Source organism: Rathayibacter sp. AY1E8, assembly GCF_002931415.1.
GTDB lineage: Bacteria > Actinomycetota > Actinomycetes > Actinomycetales > Microbacteriaceae > Rathayibacter.
Genome location: NZ_PSVI01000020.1, coordinates 1 through 24,477, shown reverse-complemented (window position 1 = coordinate 24,477; position 24,477 = coordinate 1). Strand labels below are relative to the sequence as shown.

Below are 24,477 nucleotides of genomic sequence, written 5' to 3'. Positions count from 1 at the left end.
GGGGTCGCTGAGCAGGAACTTCTCGAGTCCCGCGGTGCCGATGATCGGTGCCGTGTGGCGGTACCGTCGTTGCCCCTTTCGTAGAGGACCTCTGTGATCACCGTCAGCAGGTCAGGGTGAACCTGACGAGCTGGAGACCAACGCTCGTCGCAGTGATGGCAGCGAACGCGATGAGCGACGCCGCCGGACGAGACGGCACTCTGCGTCTCTTGGTCAGCATGAGGATGCTGGATGCGCCGAGCGCCCAGGCAGGTGTGCTGAGTGCGGCGATGAGGAGCAGGACGGGTCCGCCTGTCGGAGGCGGTCCAGGGTCATCCATCTCCGCGAAGCCCATCAGCCCGGCGATGAGGATCGCTAGTCCCGAGAACGTCACGATTCCGAGGATCGCTGTGAGGAGGAGGGCGTAGGGGAGCGCGGTCGACGTGAGCGCACGCGCGGTCTTCGCCGCCGCATAGACGGATCCTCCGATAACGAGCAGGGCGCCGAGGTACCAGGCTGCTGCGCTCAGCGGGATCTCGCGCGGCCGGCAGTCCGTCATGGCTGGTGAGGCGAGGGTCAGCAAGCTCGCGCCGGCCTGAACGAGAAGCGCGGCGACAACGGTGAGAACAATCGCCGTCGCACCGGCGATCCGCCTCGCGCGCAACCGTGCATCGTTCTGCTGGTCGGTCATGGGCTCGAGGGTAGCTACCCCAGTCGGATAAAGAGGTCTAGTGGAGGCGGCCGCCCTCCATGGGACCGTCAACCATGCGTCCGGTAGGGGATGCTCCACCGCGACAGATCCACTGTCTTGACGCAGGCACGAACGTGCTCACTCATCGCCTCATCACCATTGACGGTCCCGTGAGGGATCCCTGGCCGGCTGATGAGGTCGTGCTGTGGCCGGATTTAGCTGGTGAGTTGGCGGACTTGTTCGATGGAGAGCTGGCGGTCGGCGTAGAGGACGATTCGAGCGGTCGGGTCTGGGCTGTGCGCATCCGGACCTTCCCACCTCCGCTGGAGGCCGAGTCGCTCAATCGTGCGGCGGGAGCGTGCGTTGCGTTCTGCGACGACCGCGGTGACGGGCAGCTCCGGTCGGAGTAAGTGGGCGAGTTCGATGCCGGTGAGGGCGACTTCCTGCGCGTAGCCCTTTCCCCAGTGGTCGGGGTCGAGGGTGAACGCCACGTTCCAGGCCGCGTCGGAGAGGAGGGTGCATCCGCCCATTCCGATCAGATCATGGTTGTCGGTGGGGGAGTCGCGCCGGCGGATCACCCAGCTGCTGAGTCCGTCTTGTGTCCACTGGGTCCTCCGGTACGCGATGACGGCCCGGGTCTGATCGGCGGAGAGATGGAGGAGGAGCGGATCTTCTTCCGCGATCCGCGGATCGGTGTAGAGGCGGGACAGCTCGTGGAGGTCGGTTTCGGCGGGCCGGCACAGTCGGAGTCGGTCGGTGAGCACGTCGAGGTCCCCTGGGGCGCAGGCCTGTCCGTCGCTCACGATCATGGGACGAGGATTCCACGTTCCGACCACTCGACCAGCGTTATGTGCGCGTGCGATCCGTCGCGGGAGGCCGCCCGTACGGGGACGGGCTAGCGGTCAGTCCTGCGCAGTGAACTCGATCTCGGGTGCTGCCCCGTCCGCCAGGAGGAAGTAGCCGATGAACACGACGTCTTCGCTCGTGGTGTCGAACTTGGAGACGATGACCCCGGCAGGCTCGTAGAAGACGTCGCCGGCGCGAAGGGTGGTTTGTGCCTCCTCACCGATCTGGAATGTGACCGACCCCCTTTCGATGGCTCCGAAGACAGGGCCGTTGTGAACGTGAGCACCGCCCTTCGTGCCAGCTGCGATTGAGATTCGGCGCACCTCGACGTGGGACACGTCCATGCCGCCTGCAAGCGACTGGTGGAGAAGAGTTGATCGAGTGATGGGCGATTCAGTCATGGTCACAGCCTGGTCGGACGGATCGCTCAGACGTGGGTCGTCGGACTCAGGAAATACGGCTCGCAATGTGCGGTTCTCGCCAACGGCCGCGTGGTCCGACACCCCCGCCGCTGCCGGAACTTGTCTCGATAGCCGATGGGCTAGCGCGTCAGACCCAGCGTTTCTCTGCAGACCTAAGTGCTCGTTCCGAGGGCTGCGGGGACAGCAGGTCACCGAGCTCGCGCTTCGCCGTCTGGTACCGACTGCGCGCCGTTGACGGCGGGACGGAGACGATCTGAGCTGCCTCGCTGAGAGAGAAGCCGTCCCAGTGCACCAGTCGCACGAGCTCTGCGAGCTCTGGAGCGAGCTTGTCCAGAGCTGCCCGTACGTCGAGGGCGATGTCGGAGGGTTCTGCGATCACGACGGTGGGGTCGATGGTGCCGCGGAGCTTCTCGGCGAGGAGGTCTTGGCGCCGGCGGGTCCTGCTGGTGTTCAGGACGACGTTCCGCGCGACCCCGAACAGCCAGAGGCGGGCGTCCTCGTCTGGCAGGGGCATGGATGACGATCGGCGCCACGCGATCGTCATTGTCTCGGAGAGCGCGTCGGGAGCGTCGTCGGCGCCGACTCGGCGTTCGAGGTAGTTCAGAAGGTCACGGGCTGTGGCGTCGAGGATCGTGACCACGCGATCGGCTCGGGTGTCGCGGCGGCTCACTGGGTGCGGTCTGCCTGGGTGAGGTCTGCGCAGTCGTCCTGGCTTCCGAAGGAGAGATCCGATCCGGTGACGGGATCGACCACTCCTCGATCTTCGAGCTCGTCCCAGACGACGTTGATGATCGCGCCCTCCACGGCTTGGCGGTACAGCTCATCTTCGGAGTACAACTCGGTCGCGGGCACCACGGTGTCGCCGTCGTCGCCGCGGACGGTCACGTCCCGGGCGACGATCCGAGCAAGCTCGCCGTCGACGTCCGCGAGGGCGAGCACGTCGGTGGTGCGAAGCACGTCCTGCATCTCCTTGATGTCCTCCGGGTCGCCTTCCTTGGCGACGCTTCGGAGCTCGCATTCTCTTCCGCTGGGCAGGGTGAAGTGGACAACGGAATCCGGATTCGCCACCCACGGCTCCCACCCCGAGAGCGTCGCTGCCGCTGCTGCACCCGTGCCGCCCAGCGTGAGAGCGACGACGGTCCCGATCACGAGCGCACGAGGCGTCGCCTGTCGCCTGCCGCGTCGCGCGTTCCACTCCGCTCCGCGAATCATCTCTCGAAGAGAGGAGTCGGAGACGGCTTCCGCCAGTGGGGTCGGCGGCGCCGATTCGTCCAGGAGCGCGTTCATCGCCCGATCGCTGCCCGCGTCGTGAGGTTCGGTGGTCATGATCTGCTCCTGTGCGCTCGAGTGGCCTTCACTCTGTACATGTCCGGCAGGACCCCGAATTGACGACGCGACGATGGAATCAGTCGAGAGTCTGTCCCGTAAGGGGATGGCCATCTGACGGAGCTAGACCTCGGCTTGGAGTTCCGACTTCAGCTGTTGTCGAAGTCGCGCGTATCGGGTCCGGATCGTGGAGGGGTTTTTCTCGAGGATGCGTGCGGCTTCTTCGAGGGTGAAGCCTTCCCAGTGGACCAAGCCGATGATGTCGCGATCAACGGCGGGCAACCTCTCGATGAGGTGGTGGAGGTGCGCGCTGATGTCGTCCAGCTGGTCGTGGGCCGGGTTGTGAACGACAATCTGGTCTCGGAGGCGGTCAACGAGGCTGGTTCGGCGGCGATTCGAGCGGTGGTGAGTAGCGAGGACTCGGCGTGCGACCCCGTAGATCCAGAGCGTCCCTTCGTTGCCGGCGGGTACGTCTTTCGCGCGGCGCCAGACGGTGAGCATGGTCTCGCTGAGGAGGTCGGGGGCGTCATCCAGGGGAGCTCGGCGGGAGAAGTAGCGCAGTAGCGGTTCCGCCTGGGCGAGAAGCAGGAGCTCCACCCGTCTGGCGCGCTCGTCGTCGCCTCGCCGCGTCGAGGAGGCTTTCGATGACAGCTGGTCGTCCAGGGTCACCGCAGTTCTCCTTCGCAGTCGGATTCGGCTCCGCTCAGCATGTCCTCGGGCACCAGTTCGTCGGGGACTTCGGCCCAGATCACCGTGGTCAGAGCCGCCCCGAACGAGAACTTGTCGAGGTTGGCCTGCGTGAGGCCGGCGGCCTCTTCGCTGTTCCGTGGGATGTAGGGATGTGCGAGGGCTTCTTCGTAGACGCGCTGGCCGATCCCTGACCAGTCGTGCTCAGCGATGAAGTCCTTTACCGCTGCCGGGTCGCTCGTGCCGCCGATGCCGGCCTCGACCGCGTAGTGACAGCTGACCTGTCGACCCGAGTCGGTCGTGTAGTTGATCGGGACGATCGCGTCCGCATCGAATCCCACGGTGAAGACGACGGCCCCGGCTGTCGTCGCGGCGAGGACACCGATCACGGGGAGGATTAGAAGCGGGCGACGCCACCACGGACGCCGTGGTGTCGCGCTCTCCGCGGTGGCAGACACCAGGTCCTCAATAACAGTGCGAGACGCGAGCCCACCTATCGGACTACGTCCCGAGCGGGCCAGGAACTCATCGAATCCGTCGTCGTCCATCGTTTCCTCCTCGAGCAGACCTTGCTCTTCACTATGGACATGGCCGGTCGGGCGCGGAACGTCTCAGGAACGCCGTCCAAGTTCTAAATGGTTGGCTTCCGCCGCGCGGCCGACGTCCCGTATGGGGATGGTTGGCCGGGCGCCTAGACGTCTGCGGGCAGCGGTATCGTCCCGCGAAGCCTGTGGCGGTGAAGCTCGCACCGTCGATCATTACTCCGACGTTCGGGCCGGAGGACATCAGCGCGGGATGTTCCTACTGCGCTCGGAACTGGCGCTGGTCGCTGCAGTAGCAGTGATGGCCGCGAGCGGCTGTCCTGCGGAACGCTGCCGCCCGCGCCCGCGCGCGGCGCATCCCGCGCGCCGGGCTGGTGCGGGGAACGGCCCTCCCGCAGACGCCAACTTGCAGCTCGCTGCCACGAACACTGTCCCACTGATGATCTTCGAAGGGCATGCGTGTCCCGCTGCCAAGCCCGGGTGTCGGCAACACCCAGGGTTGTATTGCCGAGCTATGCGGAGTAGACCTAGACGTGCACGACGACCGCTCACAAGGGGTGAGCGCGGGGACTTGGATGAAGGTCGTAATAGTCATGCACACCTCACGAAATCGGTCCGCTGGCAAAATCGCCACGGTGTTCGTTGCGCTCGTCCTGGGTACGGTTGTCGCACCTGCCGCTGCGTTGCGGAAATTCCCGGTTCGGACTGAATCACATCATCGCTCGCGGCCACTTTGACGCGGACACCAACTTCGATATTCAGCAGACACTCAGCTATGGCCTCTACGCACCCGGGAGCTCAGGCTCTAAGACGCTCTACGACGCGAACTGCACACCCGTCTACTTCGTTCTCTTCGGATATAACGCCTACAACGGCTCCGATGCCCTCGCTAACCCCATCGGCATCGTCAACGCCTACAAAATCGACAGCACCATAAACACCCGATCTACCAGCAGCACCACCGCCGCACCCATCATCCAACCGCCCTACGGGACCGGATGCCCCGTCTACACCCCGATCGAGAACGATTGACCGACACCCGCGACCTCGCCGACGTCGTGGGGTGGATGCGCCGCCACTACTCCACCCCGTACGACGTCATCGCGGCTACCGCAACCCACAGCTCAAACGGATGGAGCGTTGACACAACCATTCGAGCTACACCCACCTCCACTGACGAGGTAGTGAATCTCGACCAGTGGGACCCTGCCGCAATCGATTCCCTGACCACCGGAGGCGACCTTGCAGTCGAAGCCTTCGCGCTAATCTTGCACGCCAACCTCATCGAATGGTGGGATACGGAACGACCGAAAACGTCGACGCGATACTGAACCACTAAACAATGTGACGAATCAAGCATAAGATCCGAGCAGACACCCCCTGCGAGGCGACGGACGGAAAGCAGCTGATTGCTCCGTTGAGCGGCTCTTCACCGGCACGCCGACAGCATCACGGGCCGCCGACCGACTCGACCCTTCCCTCGGCAGCTCCCAGAACCGCGCCACCCCGGGCACGCTGCTTCAACTTCGATCCCATCGCCAACACTCCGACTCACGGTGGTATTGCAACGACCGGCTGAACCCAAGTCCCCCTAACGGACACCTCCGGAGTAGATGAGGACAGCCGCTCCGGCGTCGAGGAGCCTCTCCGGCCCCTGTTCGATGCGCGAGGATTTGGACATGCGTACCGATAGGGAATCGCTCTCCGCGTCGAGCGGGAGCCTCGCGCCCGCAGCGCGAGGCTCCTCTGACCCGGCCCGGCTCGAACGGGCTGCCACCCTCACCGTGCTGCGGGCAGGACACCCCCTTACTGGATTAGGGGTGCCTTGGGCGGGCGCATTCGACGGTAGTGCGGCGCGAGCCTCGGAGGGCTAGTGCGTCGATGCGTCCGGCGTCCGATGAGGGGTGGTCGACCGGCCATCGGCAGTCTGTCGTCACAGTTGGCGTCGTGCGTGCTTCGAGCGTGCGGCCCAGTCGTACGGCAGGTCCTGGGGAGGTCGATCGCCGACGACGGCCGAGAGTGCTCTGAGGTAGTGGTCACCGGTCCGGACGAGGGCGATGGTTCGGGGTCGGTAGCCGAGCGGCCGTTCATGCCAGATCGCTTTCGCGTCCACTTCCCAGAGGGAGAGCCAGTTGCGCGTGAGTGCGTAGGGGACGCCCACCCACATCGCGCTGTACTTCTTGCGGCGTTCGATGCTGACCAGGTTCTTCGGGTCGAGGAAGGTGGCCAGCAGCCCCGAGGTTGTGTCCAGATCGATCGCGGGGCGATCGGCTGGCGGGCGAGGGGGCCACTCCGGTCGGGTGCGCGAGAATCGTGCTTCCCAGGATCGACTCGGTCGCGCCCGCTCGATCTCCGCGAGACGGACGGCGGCGTACCCGTCGAAGAAGCCGCCGGTCATCGTCTCCGCGAGGAGCGCCCACTTCCGACCCACACCGACGACAAACCCGTCGATCGACCATCGGTTCCCGAACGCGAAACGGACCGTGACGTGCGTCTGGTCGCGCTGCGCGGTGGTCAGCAGTGCTTGGATCTCCTTCGTAGAGGACACCAGCACAGTCTGCCGACTGAGATGAGCCGTCGCTTAGCCGGCTGCGCTCGGCCGCGCCATCCCGGATGGGGATCGCTCACCGGAACGCTGGGCTCGAGTCGCGATGGCGCCTTTTGGGCCGGCGGCGATGTCATCCTTCCTGCGTTGTCGGGAGGATGATCGTCAGGGTGACCCCAACGAAGCGCCGTCTGCGGATCTCGAACGTGCAGTTCGTGTTCGCGATCGCCTGCTGTCGCGTCATGCTCGTGCTTGCACTTCTGAACGGCAACTTTCAGTGGGCCCTGCTCGTCCTGGCGGGTGCAGCCATCGGCATCGTCTACAACTTCTGGAGCACCGAGTCGGCGCCCCGAGCCGTGACCGACTCGCGCTCTCGCGAGTACTCGATCAACGTTCCCGCTCGTCGCCTCGAACGCGACCGGCCGCATGCAGCCCTGGTCACGAAGGGACCCTACAGCGGTGAGTACGCGATCATCTCTCGTGACGACGACTGCTGGTCCGTCATCGTCGCGCCGCGAAAGCTGATCGCCCGACGTCCGAGCGCCGGCTTCTATGACCTCTCCGATACTGCCCTCGACGACCTGCTCCACGAACTAGGTGCAGCCGTCATCCGGTCGGGCTTCCACGCCGACCGAGTGCTCGATGGGTTCGGACTCTGACCCTCTGCAGCACGAGGACCCCGTAGTTCTCGTACCAGCGTTCTGTTCGACCGGAACACCGTCCCGCATGGGGATCGTTCACCGGGTCTGCTGCAAGGGAGAGCGGTCAGATCGATCCGAGTCAAGGGGACGCGCCGTCAGCTGGCGGGGGAGACGTCCGGTGCGACGGTTTCCGGGAAATCTGCTGGTGTGTGCGCCGTCTCGTGGGTGAGGGTGTCGACTGACCAGGTGCCCGCGTGCAGCCGTAGCGTCGCCTCCTGGGGGAAGGAATAGGCGTACTCCGGAGCCGCTTCGCCGGTCTCGTACGGACTCCGCTGAAGGGTGGTGCTCTCGGTGAACGTCACCGTGGCCGAGTCGCCCGTGATCTGCACCGAGTTCAGCGCCACCTGGGTCTCGAACGCGGTGAAGGATTCCCCGAGCTCGAGGTAGTGGTCCCGCTGAGCGCGCAGTCGGGCGTCGTCCTCCATGACCGCAGCAAGTCGTTTCGGCGTCGAGGTCGACTCCGGGACGCCGAGGCCGGTGAGCTGCGGCGATCCCTCGACCAGGCTCTGAGCGTTCCGGTGCTCGAGGTCTGCGATTACTGCCGTCGAGATCGCCTCGTTTTGCGACGACGAGGACGCGAGGCCGACGACCACCGCTGCACCGACTCCCGCAACGCACACAGCGCTCAGGGCTATGACAAGCACTCTGGCAGGACGCACGGCTCTCTCCTCACGGGAAGCCGATGACCGGCTGCCGCGAGCATATCGACCACGACGGGACTCTCGCCGCCAAGAAACCTTCCGATCGGCAGCGTCCTGGCCCCCGTGTGTAGCAGCGGGAGGACCGGCATTCCGGCCGTCCCGAAAGAAGATGGTTCACCGGCACGCAGGGTTCTAGTTTTCCTTGACTCTGCGACCCGCGCCGCGCCCGTCTCCGCCGGCAATCCAGTCGTTGACCGCTCGAGCTACGTGAGTGTTGTGACTTGCGGCCCATGAGGGATCGTTGGATGCGGACGTGAAGGCGATCATCGGTGTGTGCCGGATGCGGCCGTGACGGTCGCGCCAGTGCAGGACCATCAAGCCGGCTTCTTGGCGCACTCGGATGGTCTGGTCGCGAGGGACGCGTCGGGACCACCAGACCCCGTGGACGGTGAGGTCGTTCTCTCGCAGGCTGACACCGCTGAAAACAACCCACCGCGCAGCGAGCGATATGACGACCGCGAAGATGACGATGAAGACCAGCTGCTCGTCCAGCGCGAGGCCGGGCTTCCATACTGTCGCTGCCGGCACGCAGATCAGAGCTGCGGGCAGGAGTATGCCGAAACGGAGCTGGATATTCGGGCGAAACCGCACGAGCGCTGATTTTAGGGGGCGCCCGCCCGTTCGTCGTTCCGTATAGGGATCGTTCAGTGGCCGGTGAGCGGGCGGGTACTGCTCTCGGCCGCGCTGTGCGTCGCGGCCCAGAGCAGGGCGGCGCCGGCGGCCCCCGTCGGTCTGTCGCGTGAGGCGTCAGCGAAGTCTCCGTTTCTCGACTGCACCCGCCACAGGCCGCGTGTCCACAGCGCGTGACGCCGCGGTTGCGGATTCCGGCTAGCAGCTAGCGAACGCCGCGGGCACGCTCGTAGCACCGGTAGAGCACGATCGCGCCGACGGCTGACACGACGAGTCCGATCAGAAAGCCCACGAGCAGGACCGGGCTGAGGTGGCCCCCGGTCTGATCCAGGTCCGCACGAACGCCGGCCTGAAACCCCGACACCGAGCAGAGGAAGGCGATCACGACACCCGACGCGAGCAGGCTCACGCCCTTGAGCACTTCCACCCTGACCACCCCCGGTCGTGAAGCTACCGCAGAGTGTTCCACCCCGCGACCGCCTCGTCCAGTATGAGGATCGTTCACCGAACGCTCCTCTGCGATTGCTGGAACCCGTTCCGGTCGTCAGTTGCTGTCGAGTGGTGAACCGGGAAGTCCTGGCGCCGGTAGCCAGTCCGAAAATCTCGCTCGCAGGTCTTCCTGCTGTCGCTCGTCCTTGAGGAAGACGTCGACGCCTCCGTCGTAGGGGGCGAAGAGCCAGCTAGCGGTGGCGTCGGTGACGGCGACGTGCGCTTCCTCGTTCGAGACGGCGCGGAACAGTGGCTCGAGTTCTTCGGGTCGGTGTGGCCCGAAGCTGATCGTCAGAGCCGGTAGATCGTAGAGGTCCTCGTCGTGCACGGAGCTTCTCCAGTGGACGGCATCGGGAAGAAGAGCTTCGATCCACGGAGTCCGGGCGAGGTCGTCTTGATCCCATTCCTGCGCAATGACGAGCAGAGAGGCTGCAGAATCGCCCGCGACCTCGGTCAGCAAGGTGACGTAGCGATCGAGAACCGTCTGCATCTCCTCCGGGCTCTCGGGGTACTGCTTCGACTTCGGAAGAGTGTGAAATCTCCTCCAGCGGTCAGCCCCGGAGTCGAGCGCGCGCATGTGCCATCCGATTGGCGCCACGTCATCGCCCCACTCGGCTCGCCAGCGTTTCTCGAAGGCCCTGATTTGTGAATTCACGCGGTGATCGTCGCACGATTCTGTCGGGGAGAGAGCCGGCGTACCGGCCGTCCCGTATGGGGATCTCCATGCGGGACGGCCTGGTCGGCCCCGGATGGACGTGGGGCGCCAGTTGAGGTTCGGGAGTCGCGAGAGCACGGCACCTTGACCGTCTCGGGAACTTCTAATCGTTACCGGCACCGCACCGCGACCGTGCTTAGCTGACCGGTATGAGCTGGAATCGGTCACGAGCGTATGGATCAAGCGCCGCCGTTCTTCTCATCGCCCTGTGCGTCAACGGCTGCGCGCCAGGCGTCAACGGCAACAGTGGATCTGCGGCCTGCGCTGCACCGACGATCGAGCTTCAAGAGTCTTCCCTGCATCCCGGCGGGGTAGTGCAGTTCTCCGTTGACGGGTTGATCGAAGACTGCGAAGACACCGGCGGCGGACTCTCCCCAGCCGCATCAGACACCATCATCAGCATCACTCCGACAGCGGATGGCAATCGTGTCCTTCTCGGCCGATCCAAGCCCGAGCCGCCCAGTGCGACCGTCAGCGGATCCTTCGACCTACCGACTGACCTCGCTGTGGGCCCGGCCCTCCTCGCTGTCGAAGGTGGACTCGGCGCCGAACTTCTCGTCACCATCACTTCCGAACCTCCTGCCTGAGCAACAAGGCAAAGTGCGAGAACCTCGCCACAGAGCGCCGTCGATCGCAGGGCCCCGAGCTCAAAAGCCTGTGTTGAGTGCCCGCGTTCTATGCTGACCGCGTGGATGTCACCGACGCATGGGGCCGGCTCGTTGACGCACTCCGGGTGGAGGCGCCGATCACTCTTGCCGCGCTGCGGCCCGGAGCGCGGCCGGAGGAGATCGCGGTCGCGGAGCAACGGACCGGAGTGTCCTGGCCGGACTCCTATCGGGAGTGGTTCGCCTGCGTGAACGGCTCGACGCAGACTCCGGAGACGTGGGGAGAGGCAGGGTTCCTCCTTCCCGGCTTCACGCTCTTTTCCCTTGATGACGTCGTGAGCCAGCACGCAATGTTTCTGGACTCGTGGGAACGGCCGGATGATGCCGACGCCGCGAGCTTCTACGCAACGCCACCGATCGAAGCGGGGATGGTTGCGAACACGTTCCTGCCCTCATTCCTGCCGTTCGCCGGGCTGGACGGGTACCTGCTCTTCTGCGACGCACGTCCCGGCGCAGCCCACGGCTGCATAGCGGAGTTCGCGGCCGAGAATGCGGACACGGGCGGAACGCTGTACCCGAACCTCGCCTCACTGCTCGACGCGCTCACCGCCGCCGTCGTCGGCCGCACGCACTTCCTCCACTTCAGCCCGGTCGTGACCGCCGGGCGGCTTGAGTGGCCGCTCGACGATGACGAAGTGCTGCCGGCGGTCGACGCCGATCTGCTGCCTCCGCCCTCAACAGTCCCGCTCGTGGAGGAGTCACCCCGACCACGCGATGACGACGACGGCTACCTGGTCGTCACGCTCGGAGTCCCCAGTGAGGCCACCGGTCGAACAGGCGAAGAGCTGCGCCCGTAGCTTGAGCACCTGCGCGGCCGTCGTCGTCATCGCGCTCCGCACCCGGTCGACATCGCGCCATCGGGCTTTGCAACCCGAGGCATCCGCGAACAACGGTTTGACGATCCCCTGCAGAAACGGTTCCGCCGCGCTCGCGTCGATTGTGCAGGCGACCTCGAGAAACAACAGGTGCTCGGTGTCGCGTCTGCGTGTACCGGTGAACTATCTCTCAGCGGGTCGCTGTGATCCGTGCGACCGGACGTCAGAAACGACGTTCGCGGCGCCAGAGGATGGCACCCGATGCGGCGATCACAGCACCGGCTACGGCGATCAACCAGCCGCCTGCCTGGCCCGTCGTCACGACGCCGATGCCACAGAGTGTGATGAAGACGCCACCTCCGGTGATGAGTTGGCCCTGGGTGAAGATCACACCCACTGCTTACCAGAGCGTACGAGGTCGCGCTCGCTCTAGCGGGAGCCGGTCGAGGCGCTGTCCCACAGGGGGATCGGTGACCAAGCGATCCACCGCCTCCGTGTGGCCACCTATGCGACGACCCCGACTCCAGAGCTGCGGCGCTCCATCAGGAGCGCGGTCTCATGCGCCGTCGCGACGCCGCTGTCGCCGTCGCACGAGAACGATTGCGGCATTCACGACGAACAACGTCAGACAGGAAATCGCGCCACTCGCGCCGTTGAGGTCCGTCGTGAGCTCGAGGACCACGAACGCGACGGCAGCGGCGAGGTAAACGCACGCGGCGCTGGTGAACACGCGAATCTGTACTGCGTCGTTTCGCCGCTCCTCGTCACTGCTCATGAATGAGACCTTCCCACACCTACTCGTTGGAGAGCGTGACGAGATCCCGAGCTCCGAGCCACGGGAACTGCGTACCGATAGGGGATCGTTCACCGGACGCTTCAGCGCTACGGCCAGTGAACGGAGGTGGCGAAGGCGGCCGGCCCGAGGGACCACTCGCCTTCGCCATCGGTCGAGGCTCACCGGATAATCGTGGGTGCGTTTCTACGAGAACGAAGGGTCTGAAATTGTGACCGAGAACGTGATCGCGAGGGGTGCTCCTTCGCATGACAGTGGTCTCAGCGATGGTCTCCCTCCGTTTCAATCTGCCCGGTGGTCAAGCTGGTTGCCGAGCGGAAGCCTGAGCGTGCTGATCGAGTACTGTCTAAGACGGCATAGAAGTTTTGTGGAGAGTGATGATGGTAACGACGTCGACAAAGAACAAGAGATGGAATGCATGGGCTGGGACGCGCCGAGACCTTCGGTCGTTGCTGGAACTCCTGGACAGGCTCATAGCAACGGCTCGGGATGATGCAGTCGAGAATGACCTCGCGTGGCCGAAGTCGCGTCTATCGAGTGCAGAAAATGAACTTGATCGAGCTGGCAAAACTCTTGAAGCAGACGAACAGCGCGTTGCAAAAGAAGTTGATGATCGCCCGGCGGGGACTGGAGAAGAATCCACATACTTAACCTATTTAGAAAAGGAAGTAGCTTTCTCGAAAAAGAAAGTCGAAGTTAATATCGAGCAAGTTGACGCCGCGGAGAAGGCCCTCGCAGAGGCTCGAATCGCCGCGGTCGAGAAGCACTCGATAAGTGTGAGAATGTATACTTCCACCGGAAGTGTCGATCATCAGGGTGACACGGAAATGCTCGCCGGGAAATTTGATTCTCGTACTCTTGGAGATTTTCTGCTCAAAGCTCCTGATTATTACGGGAGTAGCGCGAAAATACACATCGAAGTCACTCGCGCCGGCTTGAGACTTTCGGTCGCTGGCCCGGAGGATTGGACAACATCCGCGTTTGCGGCCGTCTCTGAGGAAATATCAAAATCGGTCGCCTGGTGGAGTGGTATCCGTGGAACTTGGGGTGCTCTGGGTGTGGTCGCCGCTACTTCAGTTCTTGGCACAGCGATAACTAACGCCATAGGCTTCAATAATCTCACAAATATTGTTGCAAGCATTGTAGTATGGCTTGTCGTGATGAGTTCTGGGATCTGGGGGCGATTCGCTATTCAGAACTTAGTACCTCCGTTCGAGGTTACAGACGGCGGGTCTAAGCCTCGAGGCGCTTCGGCAATGGGTGTTCTTGGCGTGCTATCGGTGGAAGTTGTGGTGGGAGTTCTGATCAACATCTACGTTGAGGGGGTGGGGCCGACGTATAGAGCCGAATACGCTGCGGATCCCTCTTGGTGGCGCTTTAGGAATACGTTGCACATTTTTGCAGACCCCTGCTAATGATGGGGTCGTCAGGTGCTAGCTGAGGTTCGACTTGAAGTGCGCCAACGCTCAAACCTTGGGTGGAAAAAGAAGCTAAGACGGGCCTAGTGATTCCTGGACGGGAGTCGTCGGTGGTCACCGCAGTCGTTCCGTAGGAGGGTAGTTCGTTGGTTCGACTGGTCCAGGGCGCGAGGTTACAGGCGGGTCCGCCTTGGGCGCTGATGCCGGGGTACTGCGAGAGCCTGTTGGGCGGCGAGGATGAAAGAGGCTTCCGCGCGCTGTTGCGCTTGCTTGTCATCCGCCTCATAGGCAAGCTGCATGTCTATCGCCTGCTGTGCGACCGAGGCAGGACCTAAGACAAGGATCGGAGCGAGTTCTGCCGCAACCGTACCAAACAGCGCATCTGCCTCAGCCTGAAGCTTCGCCAAGTCCGCTGCCGCGCTCTCGTCGATCTTGTTGGCGCTGAGTAGACGCGCGGCAACCTTGTTCTGCTTCGACGTGTTGAGGTCGAAGCCTTTTATGAGGGTGTATGCGCGAATGAACGCTTCGTGCCGACGTTCTCGGAGCCACCGCTTGTGTTCACGCTTACCCTCAACCGCGGCGCCCGCCAACCCAGCGAGAGCGGCAAGCAGGGCGCCCCCGAAAATCGCCAATAATGCCTGAAGAGTCGGGTCGAGCGCCGAGGCAGTCGAGATCTCCGTGAGCGTGTTCAAGATCCGTGAAGCCACGCGCCCATTCTGCCTCCCGCTTCGACCACCGTGGTCCACGCGCCCGTTAGCGGGTCGTTCACCGGTCGCTTGAGGCGCCGATGCTTGTTCCGTCTCCCACAGCGCGGCAGGTCCGGTCAGCTCGTGGGGAGAGGTGTCGGAGATGCGGTGGTGTGCTTCGAGCTGGCGACCCATGCTTCGCCATCCCAGCTGATCCACACTTCGCACGCACTGCGCGCGGCGGCTCCAGAGCGGGATGCGCCGGCGAGGTAAGCGTGGGCAGAGGTCGGCACGAGCTCATCGAACACGTCGAACTGCGTATCCGTCGCTGATACGTCAGCACAGGAATCGAGGATCCCGGAAGCCTGTTCCTCCGACGTCGCGCCAGCGGCAGCACGGATCGCTTCGACATCCCCGGTCAGAACGCCCGGCTCGAGAGCCGTGAGCGTGGAGCGCGCGGAGCCGGCGGGTGGTAGCGAGCTCTGCGCGGTCAGCAGGAGGGCAGCTGCACCTGCTGCTGTGATCACGAGCGCTGCTGCGCAAGCAAGGACCACGAGGCGACGTTGATTCATGTCCACAGTGAACCGCATCACCGGTCGGGGCGGATCACGTCTCGAAGGTGATCGCTGAGCGGGCGTCCGATAGGGGTACCCCAACTAGATGGTCTCGTGTGAACGTCGAGCCGTGAGCGAAGGCGGCCTCCTGCGGGGTGCGCAGGCGGGGCGATGCGCCGGGGATGCTCGGCGTCGCGATGGTGGAAGACTTCTCTTACCGCCCCCGATGGAGGAACCGATGACGAGCTACCTCGTGAGCTATGACCTCTCTGCACCGGGACGTAATTATGACGAGCTCATCGCTCATCTGAAGCACACGCTCGAGAGCACATGGGTCGTCGTCACAGACATGACCAGCAACGAGGTGAGGGACGCTGCCACGAAGTACGTCGATGCCAACGACAAGCTCCTCGTACTGAAGCTCAGCGGCGCGGGTAGCTGGCGTGGGCTGAGGGCGTCAACCACTGAGTGGCTCAAGAAGCACCTCTGAGCCGACCTGCCGGCCGCAGGGCGGCACGTGGGTACAACGGTGGTGTCGCGGGCACGGCGGAGGGCCGGCCGAGTTGAGCGCTCGGCCGGCCCTGATCTGCTGGCTGGTGTGGTGTCGGGTTAGAAGCGGCAGCGCCAGCCGCTGGCGCTGGTGTTGACGGTGACGGCGACCGCTCGGGAGTTGTATTGCTGCTGGCAGGCGACGGCGACGTTGACGCCGACGAGGCCGTAGCGGGTGCCGCAGCGCCAGCCGTCGTAGCGGTTGTTGATGTTGGTGGCCTGGCTGGGTGCGAGGGTGCCGCTGCTGACGTTCCTGGCGCAGTAGTTGGCGATGTTGACGCCGTAGTCGGCTGCGAGAGCGGGAGTTGCGGTGGCGACTGAGAGACCACCTGCGAGCGCGAGTGCTGCGCCCAGTGAGGCCAGACGTCGGGAAACTTTCATGGGTGTTACCTCCTCGATGAGCCGGCGATCTGCCGTCGACGTGACGGTGACAGGCGTGGGGCGGTTCTGGGGTCCTCGTTGGAAGAACCGTCATTTCCGGAAAAGCTGGAGAATCAGCTGCATCGAAGCGAGCGGAGCGTGGGTGGCGTGGGACGGGTCCTGGTGCTCTGACCAGGTGTGTCGATGTCGACCCGGCCGGCCTTGAATGGGCGTTCCTGAGTGATCGGATGAGAGCTGCGCTGGTTCCGGTCCGTTCAGTCAGGTGCAGAGTGCGTCGCCAACGTCGATGGTGTCGCCGTTGAGGGTGATGTTCCCGTGCGCGCAGATGCGTGTGTCGGCGTCTGACCGGACGATGAGGGCGGTGTAGGCGCTTTGGACTCCTTCGACTGTGGATTCCTGTCGGTGGTTGTCGCGGTCAGCGCTCTGTGGGTAGATCTCGATGTGGACGCTGTTGTTGAAGCTCTGGTTGTCGTATCGCGTGATCCGACCCCATGCGGCTTGGCAGCGATCTGACCACATGACTTCGAGTAGGACGCTCTCGTTGCGTGTCTCCGATGCGGCCGGTCGGGCGTCGTCCAGGCAGGAGGTCGCTGCGGGGTCGACGCCGTTCTCGACGGGAAGCATCGACGGGCTTCCCGGATCCGGCTCGGTGGCAGCAACTGCCTCGGGGCGATCAACAAGGGCAGTGATGCCGGTCGCGACTGCGGCTCCCGCCCCGAACGCTACGACAGCGAGAACCACAGCCCCGCGAAGAGTCAACGCGTGCTGTGGCTGCGGACCGGCGGTCGGTGGCGCCGGCTCATCGGGCGCCGAGCGCGTCTTGGTGGTGGGGGACGCTAGTAGGGTGCGCCGGTCCAGCCACGCGGACGGGTCCTCGCCAAGTGCGCGGACGAGGCAATCGAGAGTCCGTTCGGACGGCAGCTGCTTGCCCTTGAACGCGTCTGACAGCGACGACTTCGAGACTCCCGTCAGCTGCTCCAGGTGGACGAGCGTCGGACTTTCCGCTCTCAGACGTAGCCGACGAAGATCAGCAGCCAGGAGGTCGACCCCAGAGACTTGCTGCGAAGAGCCCTCTTCTTGCACCTGCGGCCTTCCTGACCCGATCACACGCTCAGCGTGGAAGTCCAAGGTACCGTCGGATCCGGCGAGCCGTGGAGTCGTCAACATGCGATTCAAGGTCGGTAGTGAGTGGTGAACGTGATCGAGGACATGGTGCGCAGCATCGCTGAGGCGCCTGGCGCGGTGATCGGCGCTGCGGCGGTAGGCGTGGTGGGTTTCGTCTTCTACCGATTGAACAAGCTGCTGGATCGGCGGGCTGATCGTAAGGCTGCCGACGCAGCGAGGACTCCGAAGGCGAGTGCCGCGAATCGTCGCGCCAGACAGCGCTTCTTGAACCGAATGGCGACGAGGCGAGTGCACCGGGACGGGCCGGCGCGATGGTTCGTGACGTACGAGCCGAACCTTGCCGCATACAGCCTCGAGCACCGCGGACCGGGACCAGTCCACGACCTCCGCGTCGACGTTTTCACCCGCGGCCGCCGACCACGGCCAGTAGGTGTCACGATCCCTGTGCCGGTGCTTCCCGCCGGGGTGCCCCTCACGTTTCGTCCCGGCGCGCCGAGCCGAGCTCGGATGTATGTCCTCGGACTCCGATGGGACGACGACTTCGGAGTTGAACAGTTCGAGCGCTTGCCGCTTTCCACCGCCGGCACGTTCTGAGCACGACACCCACTGCCTCATGGAGGTTGGGTCTGCCGCAACGGGACGCGTGCGCGGGTGCTGGCAATTGCTGTCGTTCCTCGCGGTCGCCTGTACGACTCTTCGCGCTATCGCGCCACTCGTGCAGACAACCGTAACCATTTAGATGTTCAGGGTCCCCTGCACGCGCGATGCGGGCGCCACTGAACCGTTCCGTACGGGATCGTCCTTCGGGTGTCCGTCCCGTAGGGGATCGACTGCCGGTCGTGAGCGCTGTCTGCTGGAAGAATCCAGCAGATGGACGAGTCAGAGCGGACCGAACTGGAGAGCCTTCGAAGTCGCGCGTACGGGCGAGACGCCACAGCGGGAATCGACGCCGAGGAGCGAGAGCGCCTGCGACTCCTCGAGGGGCGCGCGGAGCCCGCCGATCACACAGGAACCCTCAGTACGTCATCCGGCCAGCAATCAGCGGCGCGGGCGGACACGGAGTCATCAGGTGACGGATCGCATCAGGCGCCGGCGTCAATCGCGAGACGACTCGGCAGGGGAGGAATCGCCTTGTGGGCGGTGTCGATCGTCGCGACCGGACTGCTCGTATTCGCCGCGACTGTGTGGGCGACGGGCGATTGGGGACGTGAGGTCGGCGCGTTGCAACTGCGCGAGGTGGAGCAGGGGGCGGACAGTGGGTTCGGGGACGCCCTCACCACGGATGATTTCTACGGCCTCACCGTCATCCGAACTGAAGACAGCCAAGAGTTCTGTCTTCTCGTTTTCCCTACCGACTCGGCAGACGGAGGGCTGGCCTCGCGCGGCTGCACCGCCGGGTCTTTTCCCGCTGCCGTGCAGATGACCGTTGCCGAGGAGATGCCTGCGCAGCTCGTAGCCGAGTTCCGACAGGGCACTGGGCTCCGGTTCTCGCTCGACGGCGAGACAGTCAAGGTGCAATCGGATTCTCGCTGACCGCGCGCCGTCACGGAATCGGATACTGGCCGTTCACGACACTTAGAATGAGTGACCAGTTACGTGACTACTCTTTTCGGCGTGCCGGCCTGACAGCTCCATGTCACGTATTCGGCCGTATAAGTGACAGGGGTCCGCGATGCTCGTCGGGTACATGCGCGTCTCGAAGACCGATGGAACGCAGACGACAGATCCGCAGCGCGATGCGCTGCTCGCGGCCGGCGTCGATGACGCGCAGCTGTACGCCGACCTCGCGTCCGGCCGGAAGGATGATCGGCCGGGTCTGCTCTCGTGCCTGAAAGCGCTCCGTGAGGGCGACACGCTCGTGGTGTGGAAGCTCGACCGGCTCGGACGCGACCTTCACCACCTCGTGAATACCGTCCATGACCTCACCGCTCGCGGCATCGGACTGAAAGTGCTCACGGGGCAGGGGGCGGCGATCGACACGACCACCGCGGCCGGCAAGCTCGTCTTCGGGATCTTCGCGGCCCTCGCCGAGTTCGAGCGCGAGCTCATCTCCGAACGAACCATGGCGGGCCTCGCGTCAGCACGAGCACGCGGTCGGGTCGGAGGGCGCCCGTTCACCATGACGCCCGCCAAGGTGCGACTCGCGATGGCATCGATGGGCAAGCCGGAAACGAACATCGGCGCCCTCTGCAAAGAACTCGGCATCTCGCGCCAGACGCTCTACCGCCACGTCTCGCCAACCGGCGAAGTGCGGCCGGACGGCCTTCGCGTCCTCGGACGCAAGAGCACCTAGACGCAGCTCGCTGACACCGGCGTAGGCTCCAAATGACGGCTCCGGTAGTTGTGCAGACGACCTCGAAGATCTGTGCAGAGGACCTCGAGAACTGACAATGAGACCGGAATCTCGCGGCGCTGTTCGTCGCAATAGACCCGCCCGATGAAATGCCCGATGATGGGGCGTCAACTGACACACTGAGCGCATGGCAGCTCTCGTGGGATACGCCCGCGTCTCAACCGACAAGCAGGATGCGACCGCGCAGCGCGACGCACTCCGGGCGGCCGGCGTTCCATCCGATCGGATCTACGTCGATTCCGGTCTGACGGGCCGGAACCGCGAGCGTCCCGCGCTGCGGGAAGCGTTGGCGGCATGCGACGCCGGATCGACTCTGCTCGTGACGAAGCTCGACCGGCTCGCGCGGTCCATCACAGACGCTCGCGACATCGTTGATGAGCTGACCCGCCGCGGCGTGAAGCTCAGCATCGGGGGGTCGGTCCATGATCCGGAGGATCCGATCGGCCGGCTGCTGTTCAACGTGCTCGCGATGGTCGCGGAGTTCGAGGGGGACCTGATTCGCGCCCGCACGCGTGAGGGGATGAAGGTCGCGAAGGCCAAGGGGCGTCTGCGTGGCCGTCAGCCGAAGCTGTCGCCGAAGATCGAGGCGCATCTGGTCGCAGAGCATCGTGCCGGGAACTACACCGTTGCCGAGCTCGCGGCGGAGTTCAAGGTCGCGCGTTCGACGGTTTATCGGGCGGTGCAGCGGGCTGATGCGCGCGCCGCTGGGGCCGTCGCCCTGGCGCTGCCGACGGAGGGCGCGTGATGTCGGGGGCGGAGAGGGAACCTGCGCTGGTGCCGGGGAGGGTGGAAGTGCTGCCCGGGTGGTCTGCGCGTACACGTATTCTCAACACCGGGTGGGGAACGCTCGCCCAGGCGATCGCCTGGATCTGGCTCGTCATCGGGTTCGCGGTCCTTCCTCCGGGATCGCGTCTGCCCCTTTTCGTGCCGCTGGTGCTGTTCTTCGCCGCTCTCGCTTGGTCAATGATCTGTCTCGCGATCGGCACATCCAGGGTCACCGCTGAGAAGGAAGCCAGTTACACGACCCTGGGGTTCGGGCGCATCACGGTTCCTACGGTGGATTCGAGAACCGGTGTCATCCTGCGGGAGGCAGGCGAGCCGCATCTGGACTGGAAGACTGCGGCGCTACTTCGGCGACAAGCGAGGAACAAATGACCAATGCCGTGACCGTTTCTGCGATTCCTGCTCTCCGGGTTCGTTGGTTTCCGCTCGTGCTCGCGGTCGGTGCCGTCGTCGCGCAGCACTTCTTCGTTCTGAGCCGGAGCGGGTCATATTCGGTGGTCGCTGTCATCGATGGGGCTCTAGTGGTTTTGGCGGTGGGGCTCTTCCTCTGGGCGAGGGCGTCAGCCGGGCGCTCCGCGCGGAGGGTGGCGGAACTTGATCCCGGGACCTCGGGGGAGGCTTTCGCGTGCGTCTACCATCAGCACCTGCGGTCGCTGGTGAGGGGCTTGGACCCGGACGTCAGCATGGGGTCGTACCCGGTCGTTCACCTGGACGAGACCGGGCTGAGCATCCTGTCGCAGGCGAATGCGCGGCGGGTCACCTTCCCGTGGTCGCGAATCGCGTCCGTCCGGCCGACTCCGCTGCTCGACCGGTTCTTCACCCGGCGATCGATCGAGGTCGTCCTCGAGGAGGGCGGATCGGTCGTGCTCGCCCCCTACGGTGACCGTTCGTTCTTCGGTATGAAGGCCGCCGATGACGCGAGGTTCAGCGCGATCTGGACCGCGATCAGCTCGAGGTCCGTAGAGGGGCGGTCGGTCTGAGGCCCGGTTTGTGGTCGTAGGCGGACGTCATGAGCTTGTCGGAGGCGCCCGCGTCTCGACGGATAAGCAGGACGCGCAGGCGCAGCGCGACGCGCTGCTTGCGACCGGTGTGCCGGCGGAGCGGATCTACGTTGACGCCGGCCTCACCGGCAGCAACCGCGAGGGGCCCGCGCTGCGCGAGGACCTGGCGGCGTGCGACGCCGGCTCGACTCTGTTCGTGACGAAGCTCGACCGGCTCACCCGCTCGACCACCGACGCACGCGACGTCGTGGACGAGCTCGCGCGCAGGGGAGTGCGACTGAATATCGGCGGGTCGCTGCACGACCCGAACGACCCGATGGGCCGGCTGCTGTTCAACGTGCTGGCGATGATCGAGGAGTTCGAGGGCGACCTGATCCGGTCGCGCACGCGCGAGGGGATGCGGATCGCGAAGGCGAAGGGGCGCCTGCGCGGCCGCCAGCCGAAGCGCTTCCCGAAGATCGAGGCGCACCTGGTGGCGGAGTGCCGCTAGGGCAACTACATCGTGGCCGAGCTCTCGGAGCAGTTTGGGGCGACGCGCTCGGCGGTCTACCGGGCGGTCGAGCGCTCGAACATGACGGAGTTGCGCGCCGTCGACGTCACCCTTCCGCTCCCTGAGGGAGAGCAGTGAAGCCGAGTGCCCAACGGTCACTTGATGCGGCGCGTCTTCGAGGGCGGTCGTTGCGACCGACCGGCTCGCGGTGAGGCTCCTGGAGCCCCGAGCCGACCCGGATGAGGCGGGGGGCTCCCACGGCCCCGCTGCGCCTTTACAAAGGGCCTCCAGGCCGTCCGTCGACTCGTGAGGTCCGGAGGTTTCCTCCACCGTCTCCGGCGAAGAGGACTGCTGTGCAGTATCTCGAGTTCTCGTCGAATGGGCCGAGGTGTGCGGCCGGATTCCTAGCGCTCACGCCCAGACATGCGCGCGGAGACCCTGACCTGCGCAGCACGGTATCAGGCGACCCGCGGAGGTTTCCATCCGATGCGCCAGCGCTTACAGGTGGCGGCCTGGTGCGCCCGTCGAGGCGCCGGCCGGTCTGCCGGCCGTTGACTCGTCGGCCGGGTCCGGCACTCCACCGCCGAGGCGTCCGCCGCTCAGTCGAACCGCGCGCCCTCCGGCCGCGGCGGCAGCACGAACAGGATCAGCAGGAACACGTAGCCGGCGATCGGCACGAGGATCGCGAGGATCCACAGCCCGCTGCGGTTCACGTCGTGCAGTCGCCGCCAGATCAGCGAGAGCGACGGGAGGAACGTCGCCAGGGCGATCGCGCCCGCGGCGAGCGACACCCAGAATGTCTGGAACGGCGCGCCGCTCGGGTACGGGGTCAGCGTGAAGTCGAGGCGCCACGGACCGCCGTCGGCCAGCTGCAGGAGCGCGGTGAGGACGCTGCCGAGGAGGATGATCCACCAGTACTCGGCCCGGCTCGCCCTCCCGCGGAAGCGGAGGTAGTTGCCGAAGAAGCGGCGGAGCGCCGCCATCGGCGGAGCCCCGTAGTAGGGGAGGGTCAGCGGCGGCTCGAGGGTGCTCGGGCTCATCGGGTTCCGTCTCTCATCCCTCGACCGTATCCCCTGCTCCCCGCGCCGCCGCGTCGGCCGTGCGGACGACATCCCGGTGTTCGCGCCGGAGGAACGCCGCCGTGTCCACGAAGCCGGAGGCCGCCGTCTTCACAACGGAGGAAGATCGTTCCAGCTCGAGCGTGAACGCGCGGATCGGCATGCGCCGGAGCACTTTCTTCCTCCGTCATCAACACGATCAGCGGGTAGGAACCGCCTCCGCCCGCACCGCCGCCGTCGCCCGGGCGTCGACGATCAGGCTGACGACGAGCCCCACCGTGACGATGACGATCGCGACCCACGGCAGCACGTCGAGCCCGCTCGCGTCGATCGCCAGTCCGCCGACGACCGCGCCGCCGCCGATGCCGATGTTGAACGCCGTCGTCTGGAGCGCCGCGGCGAGGCTCCGCAGCTGGAAGGAGGAGGTGCGCAGCATCCGGGTCTGCAGCATCGCCGGGATGCCGCCGAACGCGATGTTCCAGATCACGGCGGCGACGACCACGGCCGTGGCGGCGCCGGTGCCCGCGGCGACGGCCAGGCCCGCGAGCGCCAGCACGACCGCGATCGCGGCGACCACGAAGCCCGAGCGGGGGAACCGGTCGGTCGCGAAGCCGGCCAGGACGAGTCCGACCGCCCCCGCGCCGCCGAACGCGAAGAGCACGAGCGGCACCGTGTCGGGGGCGAAGGAGGCGTTCTCGAGCCAGGGCGTGATGTAGGTCGAGAGGGTGTTCTGGCCGATCAGCACCAGCAGGATGACGACGCAGACCCCGATGATGCGGGGGAGCGTCCGGTCCTTCCGCGCCGGCAGGCGGATCTCGCCGGTCCGCAGCGGGATGTGGTGGTCGACCGCGGGCAGGAACTTCACCACGATCAGCGCGAGCACGAGCACGACGCCGCCGAGGATCGCGAAGGTGGGCCGCCAGCCGAACGCGTGCCCGAGCGCCGTGCCCAGGGGGACGCCGAGGACGAAGGCCGCGGAGCCGCCGCCCGCCGTGATCGCGGTCGCGCGGCCGAGCTGCTCCGGAGCGACGAGATGCGCGGAGTAGGCGGCGACGATCGCCCAGAAGAGGCCGTGGGCGAGCCCGCCGAGGATGCGGGCGCCGATGAGCAGCCCGAAGGTGGGGGCGAGCGCGGCGAGGACGTTGGCGACCGCGATGGTGCACAGCGCCACGAGGAGGAGGCTCTTGCGCGAGAAGCGCTGGGTCACCAGGGTCAGCGGAGTCGTCGCGACGACGACGGTCGCGGCGAAGATCGTGACGAGCTGGCCGGTGAGCGAGATGCTCACCCCGAGGTCGCGCGACATGTCGGGGATGAGCCCGGTCGGGAGGAACTCGCTCGTCACGGAGACGAAGACGGCGCCGGCGAGCGTGAGCAGGCCGATCCAGGGGAAGGCGGGGGCTTTCGCGGTGTCCTGAGGGTTCACGGTGTCCTGAGGTCGGGGGCGGGCTTGTGCGCCTCCGCCGACGCCGTGTTGATGATCGTGGCGCCCGCGGGCAGGTGCGGGAGGGCCGCGCGGATGATCCGGAACGGAG

Annotated in this window: 34 protein-coding genes; 13 read left to right on the top strand and 21 right to left on the bottom strand. The window is 65.4% G+C overall.

What is annotated here, in order from left to right:
- Positions 1-103: 103 nt before the first annotated feature.
- From C5C74_RS07890 to C5C74_RS17360, 7 genes are all read right to left on the bottom strand, one after another.
- On the bottom strand, positions 104-670 hold the full coding sequence (locus tag C5C74_RS07890; RefSeq protein ID WP_104351283.1) for a hypothetical protein: 567 nt from the start codon (positions 668-670) through the stop codon (positions 104-106).
- Between the two features lie 215 nt (positions 671-885).
- A complete protein-coding gene (locus C5C74_RS07885; protein ID WP_104327629.1) occupies positions 886-1,479 on the bottom strand; it encodes a GNAT family N-acetyltransferase in 594 nt (197 codons plus the stop codon).
- A 93-nt stretch (positions 1,480-1,572) separates the two neighbouring features.
- Positions 1,573-1,917, bottom strand: coding sequence for a cupin domain-containing protein (locus tag C5C74_RS07880; RefSeq protein ID WP_146076923.1), 345 nt, complete (start codon positions 1,915-1,917; stop codon positions 1,573-1,575).
- A 148-nt stretch (positions 1,918-2,065) separates the two neighbouring features.
- On the bottom strand, positions 2,066-2,578 hold the full coding sequence (locus C5C74_RS07875; protein WP_146076922.1) for an RNA polymerase sigma factor: 513 nt from the start codon (positions 2,576-2,578) through the stop codon (positions 2,066-2,068).
- Between the two features lie 26 nt (positions 2,579-2,604).
- Positions 2,605-3,378 carry a hypothetical protein gene (locus tag C5C74_RS07870; RefSeq protein ID WP_146084687.1) on the bottom strand — a complete coding sequence of 258 codons (774 nt, stop codon included), beginning with the start codon at positions 3,376-3,378 and terminating at the stop codon, positions 2,605-2,607.
- Positions 3,379-3,387: 9 nt separating this feature from the next.
- Positions 3,388-3,933, bottom strand: coding sequence for an RNA polymerase sigma factor (locus tag C5C74_RS07865; RefSeq protein ID WP_181065503.1), 546 nt, complete (start codon positions 3,931-3,933; stop codon positions 3,388-3,390).
- Positions 3,930-4,340, bottom strand: a complete 411-nt coding sequence (locus C5C74_RS17360) for a hypothetical protein (protein ID WP_181065502.1) — start codon at positions 4,338-4,340, stop codon at positions 3,930-3,932. The genes C5C74_RS07865 and C5C74_RS17360 overlap by 4 nt, the downstream gene beginning before the upstream one ends.
- An 816-nt stretch (positions 4,341-5,156) precedes the next feature.
- Here C5C74_RS17360 and C5C74_RS17035 point away from each other — a divergent pair.
- Positions 5,157-5,525, top strand: a complete 369-nt coding sequence (locus tag C5C74_RS17035; RefSeq protein WP_146076920.1) for a hypothetical protein — start codon at positions 5,157-5,159, stop codon at positions 5,523-5,525.
- Positions 5,526-6,426: 901 nt separating this feature from the next.
- Here the strand turns inward: C5C74_RS17035 and C5C74_RS07860 are convergent.
- Positions 6,427-7,041, bottom strand: a complete 615-nt coding sequence (locus C5C74_RS07860; RefSeq protein ID WP_104351282.1) for a hypothetical protein — start codon at positions 7,039-7,041, stop codon at positions 6,427-6,429.
- A gap of 203 nt (positions 7,042-7,244) precedes the next feature.
- Between C5C74_RS07860 and C5C74_RS07855 the strand changes: the two genes are divergently transcribed.
- Complete coding sequence (locus C5C74_RS07855) at positions 7,245-7,697, top strand: hypothetical protein (RefSeq protein ID WP_146083026.1); 453 nt, start codon at positions 7,245-7,247, stop codon at positions 7,695-7,697.
- A gap of 137 nt (positions 7,698-7,834) precedes the next feature.
- Here C5C74_RS07855 and C5C74_RS07850 read toward each other — a convergent pair whose 3' ends face one another.
- From C5C74_RS07850 to C5C74_RS07835, 4 genes are all read right to left on the bottom strand, one after another.
- The gene (locus C5C74_RS07850) at positions 7,835-8,332 is read right to left on the bottom strand and encodes a hypothetical protein (protein ID WP_104327628.1); all 498 of its coding nucleotides are present in this window, start codon (positions 8,330-8,332) and stop codon (positions 7,835-7,837) included.
- Between the two features lie 240 nt (positions 8,333-8,572).
- Positions 8,573-9,031 (bottom strand): hypothetical protein, encoded by a 459-nt coding sequence (locus tag C5C74_RS07845; RefSeq protein ID WP_104351280.1) that lies wholly within the window; start codon positions 9,029-9,031, stop codon positions 8,573-8,575.
- A gap of 244 nt (positions 9,032-9,275) precedes the next feature.
- Complete coding sequence (locus tag C5C74_RS07840) at positions 9,276-9,497, bottom strand: hypothetical protein (RefSeq protein ID WP_146076918.1); 222 nt, start codon at positions 9,495-9,497, stop codon at positions 9,276-9,278.
- 117 nt (positions 9,498-9,614) lie between these two features.
- Positions 9,615-10,136: a hypothetical protein gene (locus C5C74_RS07835; protein ID WP_104226400.1), complete on the bottom strand. Its 522-nt coding sequence runs from the start codon at positions 10,134-10,136 to the stop codon at positions 9,615-9,617.
- Positions 10,137-10,962: 826 nt separating this feature from the next.
- Here C5C74_RS07835 and C5C74_RS07830 point away from each other — a divergent pair.
- On the top strand, positions 10,963-11,736 hold the full coding sequence (locus C5C74_RS07830) for an SMI1/KNR4 family protein (RefSeq protein ID WP_181134667.1): 774 nt from the start codon (positions 10,963-10,965) through the stop codon (positions 11,734-11,736).
- A gap of 241 nt (positions 11,737-11,977) precedes the next feature.
- Here C5C74_RS07830 and C5C74_RS17030 read toward each other — a convergent pair whose 3' ends face one another.
- The gene (locus tag C5C74_RS17030) at positions 11,978-12,145 is read right to left on the bottom strand and encodes an LPXTG cell wall anchor domain-containing protein (protein ID WP_181065500.1); all 168 of its coding nucleotides are present in this window, start codon (positions 12,143-12,145) and stop codon (positions 11,978-11,980) included.
- Between the two features lie 165 nt (positions 12,146-12,310).
- Positions 12,311-12,529: a hypothetical protein gene (locus tag C5C74_RS17025; RefSeq protein WP_146076916.1), complete on the bottom strand. Its 219-nt coding sequence runs from the start codon at positions 12,527-12,529 to the stop codon at positions 12,311-12,313.
- 467 nt (positions 12,530-12,996) lie between these two features.
- Here C5C74_RS17025 and C5C74_RS17020 point away from each other — a divergent pair, with 467 nt between their 5' ends.
- The gene (locus C5C74_RS17020) at positions 12,997-13,962 is read left to right on the top strand and encodes a hypothetical protein (RefSeq protein ID WP_146083025.1); all 966 of its coding nucleotides are present in this window, start codon (positions 12,997-12,999) and stop codon (positions 13,960-13,962) included.
- 176 nt (positions 13,963-14,138) lie between these two features.
- Here the strand turns inward: C5C74_RS17020 and C5C74_RS07825 are convergent, their stop codons facing one another.
- Both C5C74_RS07825 and C5C74_RS17015 read right to left on the bottom strand, forming a co-directional pair.
- Entirely contained in the window at positions 14,139-14,672 is a 534-nt protein-coding gene (locus tag C5C74_RS07825) for a hypothetical protein (protein ID WP_104226402.1), read from the bottom strand.
- Between the two features lie 116 nt (positions 14,673-14,788).
- Complete coding sequence (locus C5C74_RS17015) at positions 14,789-15,223, bottom strand: hypothetical protein (RefSeq protein WP_146083024.1); 435 nt, start codon at positions 15,221-15,223, stop codon at positions 14,789-14,791.
- A gap of 220 nt (positions 15,224-15,443) precedes the next feature.
- On the opposite strand from C5C74_RS17015, the gene C5C74_RS07820 reads away from it, so the two are divergent.
- The gene (locus C5C74_RS07820; protein ID WP_104327625.1) at positions 15,444-15,695 is read left to right on the top strand and encodes a SinR family protein; all 252 of its coding nucleotides are present in this window, start codon (positions 15,444-15,446) and stop codon (positions 15,693-15,695) included.
- 119 nt (positions 15,696-15,814) lie between these two features.
- On the opposite strand, the gene C5C74_RS07815 is transcribed toward C5C74_RS07820, so the two are convergent.
- Both C5C74_RS07815 and C5C74_RS17355 read right to left on the bottom strand, forming a co-directional pair.
- On the bottom strand, positions 15,815-16,135 hold the full coding sequence (locus C5C74_RS07815) for a hypothetical protein (protein ID WP_104226404.1): 321 nt from the start codon (positions 16,133-16,135) through the stop codon (positions 15,815-15,817).
- A 258-nt stretch (positions 16,136-16,393) separates the two neighbouring features.
- The gene (locus tag C5C74_RS17355) at positions 16,394-17,218 is read right to left on the bottom strand and encodes a DUF2690 domain-containing protein (RefSeq protein WP_181065499.1); all 825 of its coding nucleotides are present in this window, start codon (positions 17,216-17,218) and stop codon (positions 16,394-16,396) included.
- A 105-nt stretch (positions 17,219-17,323) separates the two neighbouring features.
- On the opposite strand from C5C74_RS17355, the gene C5C74_RS17350 reads away from it, so the two are divergent.
- The 8 genes from C5C74_RS17350 (at position 17,324) to C5C74_RS17975 (ending at position 22,025) form a co-directional block, all read left to right on the top strand.
- Complete coding sequence (locus tag C5C74_RS17350) at positions 17,324-17,854, top strand: hypothetical protein (protein ID WP_181134666.1); 531 nt, start codon at positions 17,324-17,326, stop codon at positions 17,852-17,854.
- Between the two features lie 546 nt (positions 17,855-18,400).
- Positions 18,401-18,793, top strand: coding sequence for a hypothetical protein (locus C5C74_RS07805; protein ID WP_104351277.1), 393 nt, complete (start codon positions 18,401-18,403; stop codon positions 18,791-18,793).
- A 139-nt stretch (positions 18,794-18,932) separates the two neighbouring features.
- Positions 18,933-19,553 carry a recombinase family protein gene (locus tag C5C74_RS07800; RefSeq protein WP_104226407.1) on the top strand — a complete coding sequence of 207 codons (621 nt, stop codon included), beginning with the start codon at positions 18,933-18,935 and terminating at the stop codon, positions 19,551-19,553.
- Positions 19,554-19,740: 187 nt separating this feature from the next.
- A complete protein-coding gene (locus tag C5C74_RS07795; RefSeq protein ID WP_104292875.1) occupies positions 19,741-20,358 on the top strand; it encodes a recombinase family protein in 618 nt (205 codons plus the stop codon).
- Between the two features lie 41 nt (positions 20,359-20,399).
- Positions 20,400-20,768: a hypothetical protein gene (locus C5C74_RS07790; RefSeq protein ID WP_146076914.1), complete on the top strand. Its 369-nt coding sequence runs from the start codon at positions 20,400-20,402 to the stop codon at positions 20,766-20,768.
- Positions 20,765-21,376, top strand: a complete 612-nt coding sequence (locus tag C5C74_RS07785) for a hypothetical protein (protein ID WP_104257712.1) — start codon at positions 20,765-20,767, stop codon at positions 21,374-21,376. Before C5C74_RS07790 ends, C5C74_RS07785 begins: the two co-directional genes overlap by 4 nt.
- 10 nt (positions 21,377-21,386) lie before the next feature.
- Positions 21,387-21,887, top strand: a complete 501-nt coding sequence (locus C5C74_RS07780) for a recombinase family protein (RefSeq protein ID WP_308471007.1) — start codon at positions 21,387-21,389, stop codon at positions 21,885-21,887.
- A 12-nt stretch (positions 21,888-21,899) separates the two neighbouring features.
- The gene (locus C5C74_RS17975) at positions 21,900-22,025 is read left to right on the top strand and encodes a hypothetical protein (RefSeq protein ID WP_258061582.1); all 126 of its coding nucleotides are present in this window, start codon (positions 21,900-21,902) and stop codon (positions 22,023-22,025) included.
- A 461-nt stretch (positions 22,026-22,486) separates the two neighbouring features.
- Here C5C74_RS17975 and C5C74_RS07775 read toward each other — a convergent pair whose 3' ends face one another.
- The 3 genes from C5C74_RS07775 to C5C74_RS07770 are packed head-to-tail and all read right to left on the bottom strand — an operon-like array spanning position 22,487 to position 24,368.
- A complete protein-coding gene (locus tag C5C74_RS07775) occupies positions 22,487-22,927 on the bottom strand; it encodes a DUF805 domain-containing protein (protein WP_181127784.1) in 441 nt (146 codons plus the stop codon).
- 13 nt (positions 22,928-22,940) lie between these two features.
- On the bottom strand, positions 22,941-23,108 hold the full coding sequence (locus tag C5C74_RS17345; protein WP_181074925.1) for a hypothetical protein: 168 nt from the start codon (positions 23,106-23,108) through the stop codon (positions 22,941-22,943).
- A 36-nt stretch (positions 23,109-23,144) separates the two neighbouring features.
- On the bottom strand, positions 23,145-24,368 hold the full coding sequence (locus C5C74_RS07770; RefSeq protein ID WP_104351276.1) for an MFS transporter: 1,224 nt from the start codon (positions 24,366-24,368) through the stop codon (positions 23,145-23,147).
- Positions 24,369-24,477: the final 109 nt, after the last annotated feature.